General features: G+C 72.5%; 13 protein-coding genes. 12 read left to right on the forward strand and 1 reads right to left on the reverse strand.

The window, feature by feature from the left end; genetic code table 11:
* Positions 1-174: 174 nt before the first annotated feature.
* From HS048_RS08380 to HS048_RS08395, 4 genes are all read left to right on the forward strand, one after another.
* A complete protein-coding gene (locus HS048_RS08380) occupies positions 175-894 on the forward strand; it encodes a class I SAM-dependent methyltransferase (RefSeq protein ID WP_068896611.1) in 720 nt (239 codons plus the stop codon).
* Between the two features lie 337 nt (positions 895-1,231).
* A complete protein-coding gene (locus tag HS048_RS08385) occupies positions 1,232-3,472 on the forward strand; it encodes a hypothetical protein (protein ID WP_196466615.1) in 2,241 nt (746 codons plus the stop codon).
* Positions 3,473-3,535: 63 nt separating this feature from the next.
* On the forward strand, positions 3,536-4,690 hold the full coding sequence (rffA, locus tag HS048_RS08390; RefSeq protein WP_374058756.1) for a dTDP-4-amino-4,6-dideoxygalactose transaminase: 1,155 nt from the start codon (positions 3,536-3,538) through the stop codon (positions 4,688-4,690).
* Positions 4,691-4,793: 103 nt separating this feature from the next.
* The gene (locus tag HS048_RS08395; protein ID WP_196466617.1) at positions 4,794-5,561 is read left to right on the forward strand and encodes a formyltransferase family protein; all 768 of its coding nucleotides are present in this window, start codon (positions 4,794-4,796) and stop codon (positions 5,559-5,561) included.
* A 139-nt stretch (positions 5,562-5,700) separates the two neighbouring features.
* Here HS048_RS08395 and HS048_RS08400 read toward each other — a convergent pair whose 3' ends face one another.
* Positions 5,701-6,666, reverse strand: coding sequence for a glycosyltransferase family 2 protein (locus HS048_RS08400; RefSeq protein ID WP_068896614.1), 966 nt, complete (start codon positions 6,664-6,666; stop codon positions 5,701-5,703).
* A 199-nt stretch (positions 6,667-6,865) separates the two neighbouring features.
* Here HS048_RS08400 and HS048_RS08405 point away from each other — a divergent pair, with 199 nt between their 5' ends.
* The 8 genes from HS048_RS08405 to HS048_RS08440 all read left to right on the forward strand — a co-directional run bounded on the left by HS048_RS08405 (position 6,866) and on the right by HS048_RS08440 (position 18,985).
* The gene (locus HS048_RS08405) at positions 6,866-7,240 is read left to right on the forward strand and encodes a GtrA family protein (protein WP_255529570.1); all 375 of its coding nucleotides are present in this window, start codon (positions 6,866-6,868) and stop codon (positions 7,238-7,240) included.
* A 114-nt stretch (positions 7,241-7,354) separates the two neighbouring features.
* A complete protein-coding gene (locus HS048_RS08410; RefSeq protein ID WP_196466618.1) occupies positions 7,355-8,422 on the forward strand; it encodes a glucose-1-phosphate thymidylyltransferase in 1,068 nt (355 codons plus the stop codon).
* Entirely contained in the window at positions 8,419-9,396 is a 978-nt protein-coding gene (rfbB, locus tag HS048_RS08415; RefSeq protein WP_196466619.1) for a dTDP-glucose 4,6-dehydratase, read from the forward strand. Before HS048_RS08410 ends, rfbB begins: the two co-directional genes overlap by 4 nt.
* Complete coding sequence (locus HS048_RS08420) at positions 9,393-10,949, forward strand: hypothetical protein (RefSeq protein ID WP_196466620.1); 1,557 nt, start codon at positions 9,393-9,395, stop codon at positions 10,947-10,949. Before rfbB ends, HS048_RS08420 begins: the two co-directional genes overlap by 4 nt.
* Before the next feature lie 197 nt (positions 10,950-11,146).
* Positions 11,147-12,142 carry a class I SAM-dependent methyltransferase gene (locus HS048_RS38735; protein ID WP_068896619.1) on the forward strand — a complete coding sequence of 332 codons (996 nt, stop codon included), beginning with the start codon at positions 11,147-11,149 and terminating at the stop codon, positions 12,140-12,142.
* Positions 12,139-14,169, forward strand: a complete 2,031-nt coding sequence (locus HS048_RS08430) for a glycosyltransferase (RefSeq protein ID WP_196466621.1) — start codon at positions 12,139-12,141, stop codon at positions 14,167-14,169. Before HS048_RS38735 ends, HS048_RS08430 begins: the two co-directional genes overlap by 4 nt.
* Positions 14,170-14,245: 76 nt before the next feature.
* Positions 14,246-17,911, forward strand: coding sequence for a CDP-glycerol glycerophosphotransferase family protein (locus HS048_RS08435; protein WP_196466622.1), 3,666 nt, complete (start codon positions 14,246-14,248; stop codon positions 17,909-17,911).
* 204 nt (positions 17,912-18,115) lie between these two features.
* A complete protein-coding gene (locus HS048_RS08440) occupies positions 18,116-18,985 on the forward strand; it encodes a CDP-alcohol phosphatidyltransferase family protein (RefSeq protein ID WP_230880771.1) in 870 nt (289 codons plus the stop codon).
* Positions 18,986-19,157 lie beyond the last annotated feature (172 nt).

Raw genomic sequence — 19,157 nt, forward strand, 5'->3', positions numbered from 1 at the left:
CCGGCTCGGAGGCCGAGGCCCCCCGCGGACTTCGGTAAAAGCCCGGTCATCGGCCGGTAGGCGGAGCCTGAAGCCCCGGTGCCGCACCGTCCCCGCCGAGAACACTGTGGCTGGGCCACGGGGACCAGACCACCCGGGCCGACACGGCCGCGCGCGATGGACGGATGAGCGATTATGCAGGACACGGAGATCTCTCTCATGGTCGGGATCGAGGACCGCCACTGGTGGTTCCGTGAACGCCGGGCGATCCTGCGCCGCGAGCTGCGCGGCTCCCGCACCCGGGGGGAGGCGCTGGACATCGGCGCGGCCGGGGGCGGCAACACCAGGGTGCTGGCCGGACTCGGCTACGAGGCCTTGGTGGCCGACTACTCCGAGGCGGCGGTTCAGGTCGCCAGGGAGCGGGGGCTGAAGGCCATCCACGCCGACGCCCGGGACCTGCCGCTGGAATCCGGGCGGTTCGACGTGGTCACCGCCTTCGACGTGCTGGAGCACATCGTGGAGGACCACCTCGCCGCAGCGGAGATCGCCCGGGTGCTCAAGCCGGGAGGCACGGCCCTGATCGCCGTCCCCTGCGACATGGCGTTGTGGTCCGCGCACGACGACGCGGTGGGACACGTCCGCAGGTACTCGCGGGAGGAGCTCGTCGGCCTGATGGAGAAGGCCGGCCTGGTCGTCGAGCGGGTCTGGAGCTGGAACGTGCTCCTGAGGCCCGTCGTGGCCCGCCGCCGGAAGAACAGCGAGGGCAACGACCTGACCGAGCTGCCCTGGATCGTCAATGCGGGCCTCACCGCCATCATCGTCCTGGAGCGGTATCTGCCGGTGAAGTCCATGCGGGGCGTCTCGATCTTCCTCCGCGCGCGCAAGCCGGCCGCCTCTCCGTCCGGCGGCGCCTGAGCCCGGGCCGTCCGGTCCGTCCGGTCCGCCTCCGTCCGATCCCCCATCCGGTCCGGCCAGGGCCCGGAAGGGGCGGGTAAGGGAACCGCAAAGCCCCGGCCAAGCATGGGTGCACCCTCCCTGCGCTGAGGGGGCGCCTCACCAGACTCTCCGTATGGACACAGCTCCCCCCGGGGCGGACTCCCCATCGGGCCTCTCCGGAACCGCGGCGGACTCCCCATCGGGCCTCTCCGGAACCGCGGCGGACTCCCCATCGGGCCTCTCCGGAACCGCGGCGGCCGTCCGGACGACCGGGTCCCGGCGCTCCGCCCGAAGCCGGACGGGGTTCCGGACGCGGGTGACGGGATGGCTCCCCGCGGTCTGCGCGGTCGCCCTGATCCTGACGGTCCTCGGCCTCTACGGCGTCTCCGTCCGGGACACGGCCGTCTTCGGGCTCTACCTCGTGCTGGGCGTCGTGCTCCCGGGCACCTTGATGATCCGCGCGCTGTGGAGCGGCCGCAAGACGCTGGTCGAGGAGATCGCGCTCGGTGCGGCACTGGGGTACGCCGTGGAGTCGGTCGCCTACATCGCCGCCCGGACGGTGGGGGCGCCGCTGCTCGTGGCGGCCTGGCCGGTCGCCGTCTACGCGGTCTTCCTCACCGTCCCCCGACTGCGCGGGCACTGGAGGGGGCGGCCCCGCCCGCGTACGCCGCTGTGGTGGTCGTGGTCGTTCGCGCTGGTCGCGGCGTTCATGGTGCTGCGGCCCGGGGTGGTGTTCTTCACCAAGTACGACATCACGCAGCCGGGGAGCTGGTCGGCGGGGGCCGATCTGCCGTTCCACCTGTCGCTGATCGCCGAGCTGAAGTACCACATGCCTCCCACGGTGCCGGCGGTCGCCGGCGAGCCGCTCCTCTACCACTGGTTCGTCTACGCGCACCTGGCGGCCGCGAGCTGGGTGACCGGGCTGGAGCCGATGGTCCTGCTGTTCCGCCTGGCGATGCTGCCGATGCTCATCGCCCTGCTGGTCCTGGTAGGGAGCACGGGGCGGCGGGTCACCGGGTCCTGGGTGGGCGGGCTGCTCGCCGTGGTGGGCACCGTCTTCCTCAAGGCGCCCAACCTCTACCAGGGCGACAACTGGGTCCTCACCTACGGCGGACTGCAGGACATCACCTGGAGCAGCCCCACGCAGACCTACGGGGCGCTGCTGTTCGCGCCCTTGGTCCTGCTCCTGATCGACGTCCTGGAACGGCGGCGCGACACCGGCCGGTGGGTGCTGACCGGGATCTTCCTGGTGGCGGTCACCGGGGCCAAGGCCACCTATCTGCCCCTGCTCGGCGCGGGACTGGCCGTGGTGGCGGCGGTCGAGTCGGTCAGGAGGCGCCGTGTCCCCTGGCCGGCGCTGACCGTGCTCGGGGCGACGGGAGCGTGCCTGCTGTTCGCGCAGTTCGTGCTCTTCGACGGCGCCAAGCAGGGGATGACCATCGATCCCCTGTCCCTGTTCCGGCTGGGCTGGATGCGGATGAGCGGCATGGGGGGCCGGCTCGAGCCCTCCCAGCTGTCCGTGCTCGGCCTGATGCTGCTGTACGTGCTGGGCTGGACCGTGGCGTGGTCCGGCGTCTTCGGCCTGCTGGCCCGGCCGAGGCTGCTGGCGCGGCCCGCGGTCTGCCTCATGCTCGGCATCGGCGCGGCGGGTCTGGGCGTCGCGTTCCTGTTCGGCCACCCGGGTTTCAGCCAGCTCTTCTTCCTCATGGGCGCGGTGCCGTACGTGGTGGTCGTCGCGGTGTACGGGCTCATCGTGCTGCTGAGGTGGGCGCGGGTGTCACGCCGGGCCGCGGTGCTCGCGGCGGTCGCCGGGGCGGCGGCGTCCCTGCCTCTCCCCGCGCTCTTCGGTGTGACGCTTCCTCTGGAGGAGGGCCGGGACGGCGTCCTGTACCCGCCGCAGATCGCCTTCACGCTCGCCGTCGGGGCGATGGTCTGCGTCCTGCTCCTCAAGGTCGGCGCGCGGCGGGCCTGGGCGGTCACGGTCGTCGTGCTCATGGCGCTCAGCCTGCCCGGCAACGTGCGCGACCGCCTCGGCCACCAGAACACGAAGGTGATCCTCCGGAAACAGGCGGTGAGCAACCGGGTCTCGGCGGACGCCCTGGCGGCCCTGCGGTGGCTGCGCGCGCACTCGCACCCGGACGATCTGGTCGCCACGGCCGTGCACTGCCGCTGGTGGCGTCTGGAGGACCAGTGCGAGACCCTGAAGTTCTGGGTGACCGCGTTCAGCGAGCGGCGCGTGCTGATCGAGGGCTGGGGGTACACGCCGACGAACCTCAGGAACTGGACTCCCGGGAAGTCGCTGCAGCTGCCGTTCTGGGACCAGCCGAGGTTCGAGGCCAACAAGAACGCCTTCCAGAGCCCTTCGGCGGCCGCGATCCGGCACCTGCGGGAGCGGTACGGCGTGCGCTGGCTCTTCGTGGACGAGCGCCAGAGGAGGTCCGACCGGGCGAAGGTGGGGGAGTTCGCGAAGCTCCGCTTCAGGTCCGGAGACTACTCCGTCTACGCCGTCCCGGGCAGGAGGGCCTCCAGGCCGCGGGCAGGTGAAGGACCCTGGTAATGGGAAAACAAAGAAAAAGATAAGAGCGGTGTACGCGGTGAAGTGCCGCTGTTGACTGCACGCGTGAGCGAGAACAAATCCACGACGATCCCATTCAATCGTCCTTACGTTTCGCAAAATGAACTCGGATATCTGGCCGCGGTGCTGGAGGGAGGGTTCACCGCCGGGGACGGCCCGTTCACCCGCAGGGCGAGCGCGCTCATTCAGGAGCTGACCGGCGCGTGCGGGGTCCAGCTGACCACGTCCTGCACCCACGCGCTGGAGATGGCGGCGCTCCTGCTCGACCTCCGGCCGGGCGACGAGGTCATCATGCCGTCGTTCACGTTCGTGTCGACGGCGAACGCCTTCGCCCTGCGGGGAGCGGTCCCGGTGTTCGTCGACTGCAGGCCCGACACCCTGAACCTGGACGAACGGCTGATCGAAGCGGAGGTCACATCCCGGACCAGGGCGATCGTGGTGGTCCACTACGCCGGTGTCGCCTGCCGGATGGACGAGATCGGACAGATCGCGCGGCGGCACGGCCTGGCCGTCATCGAGGACAACGCCCACGGCCTGGGCGCCTCCTATCGGGGCCGGGCGCTCGGGTCGTTCGGCCGGATGGCCGCCCAGAGCTTCCACGCGACGAAGAACGTGCAGTGCGGCGAGGGCGGCGCACTGGTCCTGAACGATCCCGGACTCGCCGGACGGGCCGAGATCATCCGGGAGAAGGGGACCAACCGCAGCCAGTTCTTCCGCGGCCAGACCGACAAGTACCGCTGGGTCGACATCGGGTCGAGCTACCTGCCGTCCGACCTGCTCGCCGCTCAGCTGACCGCTCAGCTGGAGTCGTTCCCGGCGATCCAGGCCCGGCGCCACGCGGTCTGGAACGCCTACCACGAAGGGCTGGCGGACTGGGCGGCGGCCGGCGAGGTCTCCCAGCCGGTGGTGCCGGACGAGTGCGCGCATCCCGCGCACCTGTACTACCTGCTCCTGCCCGACCTGCGGAACCGGCAGGCGCTGATCGCCCATCTGGCGGAGCGCGGGGTGCAGGCGACGTTCCACTACCAGCCGCTGCACACCGCGCCCGCCGGGATCCGGTACGGGCGCCCGGCGGCGGAGGGCTGCCCGGTCACCGAGAGGGTCGCCGACCGCCTGGTGCGTCTGCCGCTCTTCGCGGATCTGGACCTGCCGGAGGCGGAGCGTGTGATCGACGCCGTCCGGGCGTACGAGGTGGTCTGAGAGACCGGGGAGCCCGGCTGTCCGCGGGTTCCCGCACTCCCCGTCCGAGTCCCGATCCCGCCGGGAGACGGCCGGGGATCCCCACAAGCCGATAAGGAGCATCATGCGCGTCGTCCTGTTCTGCAACGACCGGAGCGGCCTGGAGATCGCGACCTGGCTTCGCGGCCGGCCCGACGCCGACATCGCCGCCGTCGTCCTCAACGCCCCCGACCGGCGCCCCCGCCGCGCGGACGAGATCAGGAGCCTCTTCCCCGACCTGGACCGCCTGGGGCTGGTCCTCACCGGCGACACACTCAGGAGCGAGGAGACGGTGCGCCGGATCGAAGGGCTCGGCGCCGAACTGGGGATCTCCCTGTTCTTCGCGCACATCTTCACCCCGGCCCTGATGAAGGCGTTCCCCCGGGGCATCGTGAACCTGCACCCGTCGCTGCTGCCGTACAACCGGGGGCGGCAGCCGGCCGTCTGGTCGATCATCGACGGGACGCCCGCGGGGGTGACCCTGCACCTGATCGACGAGGGGATCGACACCGGGCCGCTGCTCGCCCAGCAGGAGGTGGCGGTCCGTCCGCACGACACCGGAAGCTCGCTCTACCGGAGGCTGGAGGAGGCCGCCGTCGAGTTGTTCCTGCGGTCGTGGCCGGCGCTGTGCGAGAACGCGCTGGCACCGGTGGAGCAGGACCACGACAGGGCCACCGGGCACCCGATCACCGAGTTCCAGGAGCTCGCCCACCTCGACCCGGACCGGTCGATGCCCGTGGGCCGGCTGATCGACATCCTGCGCGCCCGCTGCTTCAACCGGGACGACTGCGTACGGCTCCGCACGCCCGACGGCGGCACCGTCCGGCTCTTCCTGGAGCTGATCCCGGACTGACCGTCCGGCGGAACACCGTGAGCGCCGTGAGCGCCATGAACGGCACGAACGGCACGAAGGCTCCCGGCGGGCGGCGGTCCACGGAGACCGCGCACCCGCCGGGAGCCTTCCGCGCGGAGGCCCCGGCGCGGGGGCGGTGTCAGCGTGATCCGGTCGGCTGGACCGGGACGTCCACGGCGGCCGACAGGCCGACCCTCTCCCGGACGACGTAGGTCGGCCGCCCCAGTCCGCCTCCGTGGATGCGGCCGATGTACTCCCCGAGGACCCCGATGGATATCAGCTGGGCGGACGAGAAGATCGCGATCATCGAGGTGATCGTGGTGAATCCGGCGACGGTGGTGTCGCCCGTGGCGAAGCGCCACAGGACCAGGCCGCCCAGCAGGAGCCCGATGATCCCGGTGAGGAACCCCAGGTAGCTCGCCATGCGCAGGGGGGCCGTGCTGTAGCCGAGGAGCATGTTCACGGCGTGCCGCACCAGCATCCGCACGTTGTAGTTCGACTCCCCGACCTCTCGGTCGTTCATGTGCACCCCGACCGAGCCGATCTGGGCGGTGCCCCACGAGAGGGCCACGTCGACGGAGGCGTGCGGTCCGGACAGATCCTCGAACCCGTCGCGCAGGCAGGTGCGGAAGGCGCGGAACGCGCTGATCTTCTGTGCGTTGCGGATGCCCAGGGCCCGTGACATCCCGGTCTTCACCGACCGCGACGCGAGGCTGCGCAGGAACCCGTGCTCCTCCTGGTGCGGCACGCCGTAGACCAGATCCAGGCGGTCGCCTTCGAGGGCGGCCAGCAGCAGCGGGACCTGCTCCGGAGGATGCTGCAGGTCGTCGTCCATCGTGACGACCACGTCGAACCTCGCCTCCCTGATGCCGGCCACCAGCGCGTTGTGCTGACCGTAGTTGCGGGACAGCCGGATCGCGCGGACGACGTCGATCCGGCGGGCGAGTGATTCCGCCACGTTCCAGGTGCCGTCCGGGCTCCCGTCGACGACGAGGATCACCTCGTGCCGGACGGACATGTCACGCAGCACCGAGACGAGCCTGGTGACCAGCGGCGGAAGGGTTATCTCCGAACGGTAACACGGAATGACAACCGAAACGGACACGTTATTCTCCCGACTATCGACCGTGAATGTCCATGAACCCTGTACGATCCTTCAGAATTCTTCGGCGACCATTCTCGACAATCATTGGAGGTGTCACCGGATGACTGAACTGGACGTACGGACCGCTCCCCGACCCCGACCCGACCACCCGATGAGGGATTTGACATCGGGTCTCCGTGGACAGCGCATCACATATTTGATGGGAGGTGTCATGACGGTCGCGGTCTATTTTGGTCTTCTTGCCCTCGGTTTGCTGATCCTTGAGGACCGGGTTCCCTACCTTTTCCTGGTCGTGGTCAGCCACCTCCTCGCCGTCGCGACCGTCTACCCGTGGTACCGGCTGGTCGTCTTCCGCGTCTCCACGGGCTCCTGGCTCACCGGCCTGGCCCGCTTCTACCTGGTCGGCCTGAGCTTTCTGGCCACCTCCGTCATCGGGCTCCCGCTCCTGGTCGAGCTCGCCGGCGTCCCCGTTCTCCTGGCCCAGTCGCTGGTGATTCCGGTGAGCACCGTCCTCGCCTATACGATCAATAGGTCATGGGCTTTCCGGGATCCGGCGAAGGTAAAGCGTTGGTAAGGGGAAAGGCGCCGAGGCGTAAAGCGGCGGATGGGTGAATCACCCCCCTATCACAATCTGAGGGCAGTGGCCGACCCGGTCGCCGCGTCCGGAGCATAGGGAGTTGAAAAAAGGGTGAAAGCGCTTGTCCTGGCGGGTGGAAGGGGCACCAGACTACGGCCGCTGACACACACTTCCGCCAAGCAGCTGGTCCCCGTCGCCAACAAACCGGTGCTCTACTACGGGCTCGAGGCGATACGCGCGGCGGGCATCACCAGCGTCGGGATCATCACCGGCGACACGGGCGCCGAGGTCAGGGAGGCCGTGGGCGACGGCTCGCGGTTCGGGCTCGACATCACCTACATCCCGCAGGAGGCCCCGCTCGGCCTGGCGCACTGCGTCCTGATCGCGCGGGAGTTCCTCGGCGACGAGCCGTTCGTCATGTATCTCGGGGACAACTTCCTGGTCGGCGGGATCGCCGACCTCGTCGGCGCGTTCCGCCTCGGCGGGTACGACGCCCAGGTCCTGCTGACGAGGGTCGCCGAACCCCGGTTCTACGGGGTCGCGGAGCTCGGCGCCACGGGGGAGATCGTCGGGCTGCAGGAGAAGCCCTCCCACCCGCGCAGCGACCTGGCCATCGTGGGGGTGTACTCGTTCTCTCCCGCGATCCACGAGGCGGTCCGGGCGATCACCCCGTCCGCGCGCGGCGAGCTGGAGATCACCGACGCGATCCAGTGGCTGATCGAGAACGACTACTCCGTCCACTCGCACATGGTCACCGGCTACTGGAAGGACACCGGGCGCCTGCAGGACCTGCTGGAGTGCAACCGGATGATCCTGGAGACGGTGGAACCGGCCAACCGGGGCACGGTCGACGGGCTGAGCGAGGTCACCGGCCGGGTCGTCATCGAACCCGGGGCCGTGGTGGAGGACTCCGTCCTGCGCGGCCCGATCGTGGTCGGGGCGGACGCGAAGATCCAGTCCTCGTACATCGGGCCCTTCACCTCGATCGGGCCGCGCTGCGTCGTGCAGGACGCCGAGGTCGAGTACTCGATCGTGCTCGACGACTCCTCCGTCCACGGCGTCTCCCGGCTGGCCCACTCCCTCATCGGCCGCAACGTCGAGGTGAGCCGGGCGGAGGGCACGCCCAACACGTACGGGCTCATGGTCGGCGACCACAGCAGGATCCAGGTGCGCGCATGAGGATCCTCGTCACCGGAGGGGCCGGCTTCATCGGCTCCCACTATGTGAGGTCCCTGCTGCGGGGCGCCTACCCGGGCTGGGAGGGCGCCCGCGTCACGGTCCTCGACAAGCTCACCTACGCCGGCAACCTCGCCAACCTCGCCCCGGTGGCCGACCACCGCGACCACCGCTTCGTCCGGGGCGACATCACCGACGCGCGGCTCCTCGCGGACGTCGTGCCGGGCCACGACGTCGTGGTGAACTTCGCCGCGGAGTCCCACGTCGACCGGTCGATCACCGGAGCGGGCGACTTCGTGACGACGAACGTCCTCGGTACCCAGCGGCTCCTGCAGGCCGCGCTCGAAGCCGGCGTCGGCACATTCGTGCAGATCTCCACGGACGAGGTGTACGGCTCGATCGCCGAAGGCTCGTGGGACGAGTCGGAGCCGCTCCTGCCCAATTCGCCCTACTCGGCGGCGAAGGCCTCCGGAGACCTGCTGTGCCGCGCGTACCACCGGACGCACGGCCTCGACGTGCGGATCACCCGCTGCTCCAACAACTACGGCCCCTACCAGCACCCCGAGAAGGTCATCCCGCTCTTCGTCACCAACCTGATCGACGGCCACCGGGTCCCCCTCTACGGGGACGGCCGGAACGTCCGCGAGTGGCTGCACGTGGACGACCACTGCCGGGGCGTCCAGCTCGTGCTGGAGAAGGGCTGCCCCGGAGAGGTCTACAACATCGGCGGAGGCGTCGAGCTCACCAACGTCGAGCTCACCGAGCGGCTGCTGGCCGCCTTCGGCGCCGGGTGGGACATGGTCGTGCGCGTTCCCGACCGGCTCGGGCACGACCTGCGGTACTCCGTGGACAGCGGCAAGATCCGGGCGATCGGTTACGAGCCCCGGGTGGACTTCGGCGAAGGACTGGCCGAGGCCGTGAAGTGGTACCGGGACCACCAGGACTGGTGGCGCCCTCTCAAGGAGGCGGTGCGATGACCGGGCTGCAGCGACCCGGGCCGAAGGGGGCGGGAGAGCCCGGCGGAGTCCCGGCGGGAGCGGGGGCCGCACCGGAGGACCGGCGCCGGCTCAGCCCGGCGGCCCTCCTGGCGGTCGTCGCACTCTGCTACGCCGCCGCCCAGGTCGTCCTGGTGTCGGTGGACTTCCAGATCGGCTGGGACGAGGCGGTCTACCTCAGCCAGTTCTCCGCCAACGACACCCCGCTCGACTTCCACCCCTCCCGGGGCTGGGGCACGTCCCTCGTCGTCGCGCCGGTCGTGATGATCACGAACTCGGTGGCGGCCCTCCGGGTCTACCTGACGGTCGTCTCGTCCCTGCTGCTGTTCGGCTCGTTCCGGATCTGGCTCGCGGTACGGCCCGGCTACACCGTCCCCCTGGCGGCGGCGCTCTACGCGGGCTGCTGGTCGACGGTGTTCTACGGCAACGCGGCCATGCCCAACCTCTACACCGCGTTCGGCTCCGTCGCGCTCACCGGCCTGGTGCTCCGGGCGGTCACCGCCGCGGGACCGGTCGGCAGGGCGCTGCCGGTCGCGGTGGCGGTCGTCGCGGCGTCCATGACCCTGTTCCGTCCCACCGACGCCACGGTCGTCGCCCTGGCCCTGGCGGCGGCGGTCCTCCTGTTCGCCCGCGGGCGGCGGTGGGGGCCGATGCTCATCACGCTCACCGCGCTCGGCGCCGGCCTGGCCGCCGGGTGGGGCCAGTGGCTGCTGGAGGCGGTGCTGGAGTACGGAGGCGTCGCGCAGCGGCTCGACGGCGCGACCCAGAACTTCAGCGCACCGCGGTGGCTCCTCGACCACCATCTGCGGGCTCTGGACGGGCCGACGCTCTGCCGGGCCCCGGAGAGCTGCGGACCGGTTCCCGGCGGAGGGCCCGTGTGGCTGGCCGCCGTCGTCCTGCTGGGGGTTGCGGGCCTCCTGGCGGCCTGGCGCAGGGAGTGCCGGACCGCGATCGCCGTCCCGGCCGCGGTCGGGGCGTGCTTCGCCGTCGCCTACCTCTACTACGGCGGCGTGACGGCACCGCGCTACATGCTGCCCGTCCTGGGGCTGTGGGCTATCGCCGCCGCGGAGGGCCTGCTGAGCCTGGCGGGGGAGGCCCGGCGGCGGGCCGGGCTCGCGGCCGCGGTGGCGTGCTGCGTCCTCGTCGTGGGAGGCCACCTCCACCTGCAGAAGGCGTATCTGGCGGTGAACGTCGGCCCGATGACGTCCTCCCGCGCCCAGGACGCCCTGGTGGCGGAGGCGCTCGGCAGACTCGGCCACCGCCGTCCGTGCCTCGTCTACGGATGGCACGCCCCGCAGATCGCGCACCCGCTGGGCTGCGAGGCGCTGGGCACGGCGGGCGGAAGCCCGCTGCCCGCGACGCCGGCGTCCGTCCTGGCGAAGCCGGCGGAGGGCTACACGGTCATCGCGGTCTACCGGGACGACGCCGACGCGGGTGCGCCCGAACTCGCGGCCTGGCCGGAGCACCGGCTGACGTCCAGCGGATGGCACGCCCGGCTGAGCGGCGGCGGGGCGGATCCCGCCCCCGCGCACTGACGCGGTGAACCGGCGCCGGATCCCGCCGGCCGGCGCCTCGATGCTTCTGAAACGCCAGGCACCCGGTCCGCGGCAGGCTGACCCGGTCGGAGAGCCGGGTCGCGGACCCGGGTGCCTCCCGATCTCCAGCGAATAGGCATGCAGCGGCCTCAGCGCCGTTCTGAAGGCATTCGGAGAACCCTGTGCGAGTTCCACCGGTGAGGTGTTCCAGCCGTTCGGCCCTGTTGTCGGCCGGTGCGGTCCAGGCGGCCCTGGCCGCCGCGTACGGCCTCGGCGCCATCGGGCAGCGGCCGTTCCTGTCGTTGTTCTCCGTGGTGGCGACGGCGACCGTCCTGGCGGTGTTCGCCCGGACGGGAGCGATCCTGCGGAGGACCGACAGGAACACGGACCGCATCCAGCGGCTGCACGAGGAGCTGTACCGCGTCGAGCGCAGGACGGCCTCCTGGGAGGAACTGGGGGAGTCCCGGCACGAGGAGTGCCTCAGAGCCGTGTCCGATTCCCGAGCCCGGATGGAGCAGGAGTTCAGGCTCGTCGAGAAGAGGTTCTCCTCCCTGGACCGCGCCGTCCACGACACACACGCGCAGACCGAGGCGTTCGTCGACCTGCGCGCGCTCGTCCAGCCCCGGGCGCCCCTCCCGGCGCTGGGCGGCTGGGCCGCGTCGGCCGGCGTGCTGCGGCCGATGATCGGCTGGATCCTCGACAACGGGCCCAAGACGATCGTGGAGTGCGGCAGCGGGTCGTCCAGCGTGTGGCTGGGCTACATCGCCGAGCGGACCGGCTCGGCGGTCGTCGCGCTCGAACACGACGCGGACCACGCGAGGGCGACCCGTGAGCTCGTCCGCGCCCACGGTCTCTCCGACGTCGTCGAGGTGCGCCTCGCCCCCCTCGAGGAATGGGAGAGCGGCGGGGAGACGTGGCGGTGGTACGCGCGGGACGCCCTGGCGGGCCTGGCCGAGATCGGACTGATCTTCGTGGACGGGCCTCCCGGCGCCACGGGACCCACCGCCCGCTACCCGGCCCTCCCCCTCCTCCTGCCGCTGTGCGCGGAGACGGTCGCGGTCTTCCTCGACGACGCGGCCAGAGAGCAGGACCGGGCGGTGAGCGACCGGTGGGCCGCCGAGTTCCCCGAACTCGTCCGTTCCCGCCACCGGGGTGAGAAGGGACTGGACACATTCATGAGGAGCCGCACGTGAACACCGATCCGGGCAAGGCGATCCCCGTCCTGGGATGCCACATCGGCTTCGAGGGGTATCCGGAGCCGCTGGCACGGTTGCGCGAGGGCGCCGACGAGGTGTGGACGGATCTGGACGGCGCCCCGACGGACCGCCCGATCGCGGAGTCGGAGGTGGAGCGCTTCCTCCTCCTGGCGAGGACGCCCGCCGACCTGCGTCGGGCCGTTCCGCTCGCGGCGCTGCTCCCCGAGGCGCGCACGATCGTCGTGGTGGTCTCCGAATCGCCGCGCTGGCGGCCGGCGCCCGTGCCGGTCGCCGACAACGCGCAGTACTGGCGCAGGCTCCTCGACCTCCGGGTCCGCAGAGGACAGGGGGACTCCTGGAGGGTAGAGACGGACTTCGCCAGGGCGGTGCCGTCCGGAGGGGTGCTGAAGGCCCTCGCGCGCGGCCTGGCCGGCGGTCAGCGGGGCGTGCTGTACAAGCCGGTGGTCTCCCTCGCGGGCGTGGGCTCCCACCACTGGCGGCCCGGCGACCCCAACGTCGTGCCGGCCCCGGTGACGGGTCCCGTCCCCGCCAGACGGGCCGCGCCGGGGTGCGACCTCGTGCTGCGGACACCGGGGGCGGAGGCCCCCGGCTGGCAGGAGGAGGAGGGGGGGCCGGCGCCGATCGACCGGCCCGTGTCCGGCGAAGGCCCCGGCGGGCTCGGCGCGATCCCGCCCCGGACCCCGGCCCGGGACCTGGTCCCGGCCCAGACTCCGCCGCAGGTCCACGGGGGGAGGGGTGCCGGCCCGCTGCTCTCCGTCGACGACCTCCCGCCGGTGGACGAGCTCTCCGTGTGTCCCATCGGGTTCGCCGCCGTGGTGGACGGGCCCCTCGGCGAACTCCGCGAGGGGAGCGGGACCTACGAGATAACCGCCCGCGGCGAGGTCGCCACGCTGATCGCCCCGTCCGGGGCCCTCACGGAGCCGGACGTCGCCCGGGTGCGCGAACTCACGGGCGTCGCGGTGGACCTCGACGGCGACTGGGCCGAGCCGTACGGGGTCGCGCGCGTCGTCTGCGGCCTGGCCGCGGCGGGGGTGCCCGTCGTGGCCAGGCCGGGGTCGCGGTGGAGCGGAGTGCTGGGAGCGGAGCTGGCGGCGCTGCTGAACGGGTTCGATCCGGCGGGGCTGTCCGACCCGCTGACCCGGGAGCAGTTCAGCATCCGGCTGCGCCGGTCGGCGCTCGGGCTGCACAGCGTGGCGGCCAGGTGGCGCGCGCTCGCCGTGGCGAGGGGCCTGCGGCCGCCGGACCCGCCCACGGTCTCCGTGCTGCTGTGCACGCGCCGGCCCGAGCTGGTGGGGTTCGCGCTGGGGCAGATCGCACGGCAGCGGGGGGTGGAGACCGAGGTGGTCCTCACCCTGCACGGGTTCACCGCGGACCTGCCCGGCGTCGCGGAGGCCGTGTCGTCCTACCCGGGGGTGATCACGGTGATCGAGGAGGACCCCGGCGTCGTGTTCGGCGACGTGCTCAACCGGGCGGCCCGGCGCGCGTCCGGCCAGTACCTCACCAAGATGGACGACGACGACTGGTACGGCCCGGACCACCTGGCGGACCTGCTGCTCGCGCAGAGCTACTCGGGCGCCGATCTGGTGGGGGCCGCGCCGGAGTTCTTCTACCTGGCCCCCATCGGGACCACCGTCCGCCGCGAGTTCAGGACGGAGCTCTACTCCGAGCACGTGGCCGGCAGCTCCATCCTGGTGTCGAGGGGGGTGTTCGACGGCGTCGGGGGATTCCGGCCGATCTCCCGGACCGTGGACGGCCAGCTGCTGGAGTCGGTCTCGGCGGCGGGCGGAAGGATCTACCGCTGCCACGGCCTCAACTACCTCGTCAGCCGGCGGAGCCTGTCCGGGCACACGTGGCAGGAGCCGCTCAGCAGGTTCCTGCAGAAGTACCGCCAGCAGTGGCGGGGGCTGTACGCGAACGCACTGATGGAGATGGAAGGCGACGCCCTCGTCACGGGCCCCCTCGCCGCGGGCGGAACCGCCGCCGCGGGCGCGGGGGGCCGCTGACCCCGCGGGCTGCGCAGGCGGAGCGGCCGGGAGCGAACGCCCCGCGGCCCGGACGAGAACGGGACAAGGACGGGACATGCCCCTGCTCAGCGTCATAGTGCCGGTCTACAACGTGGAGCCCTATCTGGGCGCGTGCCTGGAGTCCCTCGCGGCGCAGACCTGGCGCGACCTGGAGGTCGTCATGGTCGACGACGGCTCGACCGACGACGGCGCCCGGATCGCCGAGGAGTACCGGGAGCGGGACCCCCGCTTCCGGCTGCTGCGCCAGCCCAACGCCGGGCTCGGCGCGGCGCGCAACGCGGGGCTGCGGCGGGCGTCGGGGGAGTTCGTGGCGTTCCTCGACAGCGACGACATGCTCCCGCTGCACGCGCTGGAGACCATGGCCGGCAGCCTGCTGGAGACCGGTTCCGACCTGGTGTCGGGGAACGTGAAGCGGTTCAGCGGGCGGGGGCTGCGGCGGTCCGCGATGCACCGGACGGTGTGCGCCCGCCCGCTGCGGCGCGCGCACATCGCCTCGTACGAGGCGCTGATGCGGGACAGGCTGGTCACCAACAAGCTCTGGCGCCGCTCCTTCTGGGACGAGCAGGGGTTCGCCTTCCCCGAGGGGGTGCTCTACGAGGACATCGGGGTCGCGCTGCCGGCGCACTTCCTGGCCAAGGCGGTGGACGTGCTGACCGCCGACGTCTACCTGTGGCGGGACCGCGAGGGCGAGCAGCAGTCGATCACCCAGGACCGCGCGCGGGTCAAGGGGGTCGAGGACCGCTTCGCCGCGGTGCGGTCGGTGCGCGGCTTCCTGCTCTCCTCGGGATTCGCCGAGCACGTCCCCGCCTGGGACCGCACCGTCCTCGACAGCGACCTGTTCCTCTTCATGAAGGCCCTGCCCAGGGGGGATGACGACTTCCGGCGGCGCTTCATGGAACTGGCCGGGGCCTACCTCGACGAGGCCGGCCCCGGGGTGCCGGCCTCGCTGCCCGCGCCGCGCCGGGTGCTCTGGCACCTGGTACGGCAGGGCCGCCTGGCCGACGTCCTCGAAGCGCTTGTCTGGGAGCGCACGGGTGAGCCGCGTGCCGTCCGCCGGGGGGGCCGCTACCACCTCAAGGCCCCGGTGGACGGCGTGCCCGCCGAGGTGACCCGGCTGCGGGACGACCTCGCCCTGCTGCAGCGGGTGGACGACGTGCGCCGGGAGGGCGGCCGCCTGGTCGTCGAGGGGCGGGCCACCGTACGGCACCTCCGGCCGGAGCAGCGGGTGCACCAGCAGGTCTTCGCCTCGCTGGTCCGGTCCGGCGACGGGCGGCGGATCCGGGTGCCGGTCACCGCGGTGCGGGCGGCCCCGATCGAATACCCGCGCGGCAGCTCCCGGCGGCGCGACTGGGGCGGTTTCCGCCTCGTGGTCGACCCGGGCAGGCTGTCCGGCGGTCCGGAGGCGTCGACCTGGCACGTCGAGCTGCTGGTGGTCCACCGGGGCATGGTGCGGCGCGATCGGCTCCGTTTCGGCGGGCCGGAGAGCGCCAGGCGGGACGTCCCGCGGAACGTCCCGGAGCTCGGTTTCGAGGTGTCGCCGGGGACGCGGATGGTCACCGGCCGGGCCGAGGACGACGCCTTCACCATCCGGCTGGAACCGGAGCGGTTCCGGCTCACCGGCCGGACGGTGTCCGGGGACCGGCTCCGGCTGACCGGCCGCTCCTCGGGCTCCCCGGTCGCACCCGTCCTGGAGCTGGTCCGGGAGCCCGGCGGGACGGTCCTGTCCTACCCGCTCCTCGGCGGGGACGGCCCTCCCGGTCCTCCTGCCTCCTCCGGTCGTCCTCCCGGTTCCTCCGATCTTCCTGCTTCCTCCGGTCCTTCCGGCTCTCCTGGGTCCTCCGGTTCCTTCAGGGCCGAGTTCGACCTGCGGGACGTGCTCCCGGAGCGGCTGCCCCGGCTCGACCCCGCCGGTCCGGAGGCCGCGGCCCTGGACACGAAGGTGGAGTGGCGGGCCAGGATCGCCGACGGGGAGGCGGGGGAGACCTGGCCGGTCCTCGACGGCCTCGGCGCGTGGCGCGGGGTGCGGGGCGGCCGGGAGGTCGTCGTGGCGCCGTCGCCGGCCGGGGAGCTCACGCTACGGGTGCAGCCCCCGGCGGCCACGGTGGAACGCGCCGAATGGTCCTCCGGAACCGCGGACGCCACAGCCGCCGGGGAACTCACGGCGGCCGGAGGGGCGACGGCGGCCACGGGGGCGCGGCTGCTGCTCGCCGGGCGCTTCGCCGACGCCGGTGAGACGCCGGAGCGGCTCGTCGTGCTCTCCGCCGACCGCGACGGCGAGTGGTCGTTCCCGGTCCGCTGCGCGGGGGATCGCTTCGAGGCCGTCGTCACCCCCGCCGCGGCGGAATCCCTGGCGGGCACGCTCCCGCTCCCCGAGGGACGGTACGGCCTGGCCCTGCGCACCGCCGGACGGGATCTGCCCCTGGAGACGGGCCACGGTGAGGCGGAGCAAGGCCCGGCGGAGCAAGGCCCGGCGGGGCGCGGCGCGGCAGGGTGCGGCGCGGCGGGGCGGCGCTTCGCGTTCGAGGCCGACGGCACCGGGCACGCCGTGCTGACGGTGCACGGTGACCTGGCCGACGACGAGCGGGGCGCGGAGAACCAGCGCAGGCTGCGGACCGGGCGTTACCAGGCCTGGCGCGGGGAGCCGCTGCGGCAGGCCGTGCTGTTCGACGGCCAGGCGGGCAGACGGTTCGCCGGCGACCCGAAGGCCGTCTACGAGGAACTGCGCAGGCGGGGGACCGGCCTGGAGACGCTGTGGGTCGTCCGCGACGGGCAGGTGGAGCTGCCGCCGGACGTGACCCCGGTCCGGAGGGGCGGCGCCGACCACTACGAGGCGCTGGCCCGCTGCCGCTACGTCGTCACCGACGTGCACCTGCCGCCGTGGTTCGAGCACAGGGACGGGCAGACGGTCCTGCAGACCCGGCACGACGGCGAGGCCGGGCACCCGGGCGCCGGCGCCGCGGGACCGTCACGGACGGCCGCCGACCGGGAGCGGCCGGCCGGGCAGGCCGCGCAGTGGGACTACCTGGTCTCGCCGGGCCCCTGGTGCACGCCCGTGCTGCGCGGTGCCCCCGGCTTCACCGGGGAGGTGCTGGAGACCGGCCGCCCGCGAAACGACGTGCTGGTGCGGCCCGGGCGGGAGGAGCTCGCCGCGCGGGTCCGGAGGCGGATCGGCCTGCCGCCCGGGAGGAGGGCCGTCCTCTACGTCCCCGCCCTCCGCGAGGACAGACCCCGGGGAAAGGACCGCTACCGGTTCGACCTCCGGCTGGACCTGGCGCGGATGCGGGAACGGCTCGGCCCGGACCACGTGGTGCTGGTCCGCAGGCATCCCGACGCCGTGGGCGGGGTGCCCGGCGCCGATGACGGCTTCACCGTCGACGTCTCGGCCTACCCGGACGTCCAGGAGCTCCTCCTGGTGGCCGACGTCCTGGTCACGGACTACTCCCCGGCGGTCTTCGGCTTCGCGCTGACCGGCCGGCCGATCCTCTTCTACACCTATGACCTGGAACGCCGCCGCGACCGGGGCCTCGACTGCCCCTTCGACCTCGCGCGGGCCCCCGGGCCGCTGCTGCGCACCACCGAGGAGGTGGCCGCCGCGCTGTGCGGGCTCGACGCGGTCGCCGGGGAGTACGCGGAGCGCCGTGCGTCCTTCGCGGCGGAGTACTGCGGGCTCGACGACGGTTCCGCCGCCGCCCGGGTGGTCGAGGCGGTCTTCGGTCCCTGAGCGGCGGCCTCCGATCCTTGATCGGCACGGTGAGTGACGGAGGGGGTCCCGGACGGGCGGTACCCGGATGACCCCCCGCTCGGCCGTCAGAAGGTCAAAGCAGTCGATGCCCTTTCCGGAGGTTGGTCAAGAAGTGGCATGGAGACCTTCCGTTGGTTACAGACCGTCAATTCCGGTAACCGGGGGGTCGCCATGCTGATCTGCATGAGGGTCTACTCGCTGGACGACGTCCGTGCCACGTGCAAGCAGAAGGACTCCTGGTGGACCGTCTTCCTGGTCGACCCGGTGGCGTGCCGGCTGGCCCTGGTCGTCGCCAACCGCACGGACGTCACGCCCAACGGGCTCACCGGCCTCTCGCTGGTGCTCGGCACGGGTGCGGCGGTCGCGTTCGCGGCGGGACGGCTCGCGGCGGGGGCCGCGCTGTTCTACCTGAGCTTCCTGGTCGACTGCATGGACGGGAAGATCGCCCGGCTCAAGGGCACGGGCACGCCGTTCGGGCTCTGGGTCGACTTCGTGGGCGACCGGATCCGGGAGGTCTGCTGCGCGGCCGGCCTGGCGTTCGGCCAGTACGCGGCGACCGGTGAGGTGGCCTACATCCTGCTCGGCGCCGGGGTGACGGTGCTGGACCTCTTCCGCTACGTGAACGCGGCGCAGATGCGGCGGGTGCGCGAGGTGGTCAGGGAGATCCGGGAGTCCCGGGGCGAGGGGGAGGCCCCCGTCGCGAGGGCGGAGATCACCGCCGTCCTGGACGAGGCCGGCTCGCTGATCGGCCGGTCCTCCGCGCGGCGGCCGTACCGGGGCGCCCGCCGGGCGATCGGGAGGTACCGCCTGATCGGTCCGTTCCTGGCCCGCTACCGGGTGCGCACCCACCTGATGAGCGGCATCGAGTTCCACGCCGCGGTCTTCGTGGTGGCCCCGCTCTTCGGTTCCTGGGCGCTGCTGCCCGTCTCGGCCGCGGCGGGCGGGATGCTCCTGCTGAACGAGGCGTATCTGATCTGCCGGCTGTGGCGGTTCACCCGGACGGCGGTGCCCGCCGTACCGGCTCCGCGGAGACCGCAGCACCTGCCTGTCTGACCGGCCGCGGCGGTATCCGCCCGGCACGACCGGGCCCTGGCCGGTGCGGCGGTATCCGTCCGGCACAGCCCGACCTCGACCGGTGCGGCGGTATCGCCCGGCGCACCGGCCCGACTCCGACCATCGCGGCGGCACCTGCCCGGCCGCCCGGCACACCTGTTCGACCACATCT

The organism is Planomonospora sp. ID91781 (genome assembly GCF_015711595.1).
Taxonomy (GTDB): domain Bacteria; phylum Actinomycetota; class Actinomycetes; order Streptosporangiales; family Streptosporangiaceae; genus Planomonospora; species Planomonospora parontospora.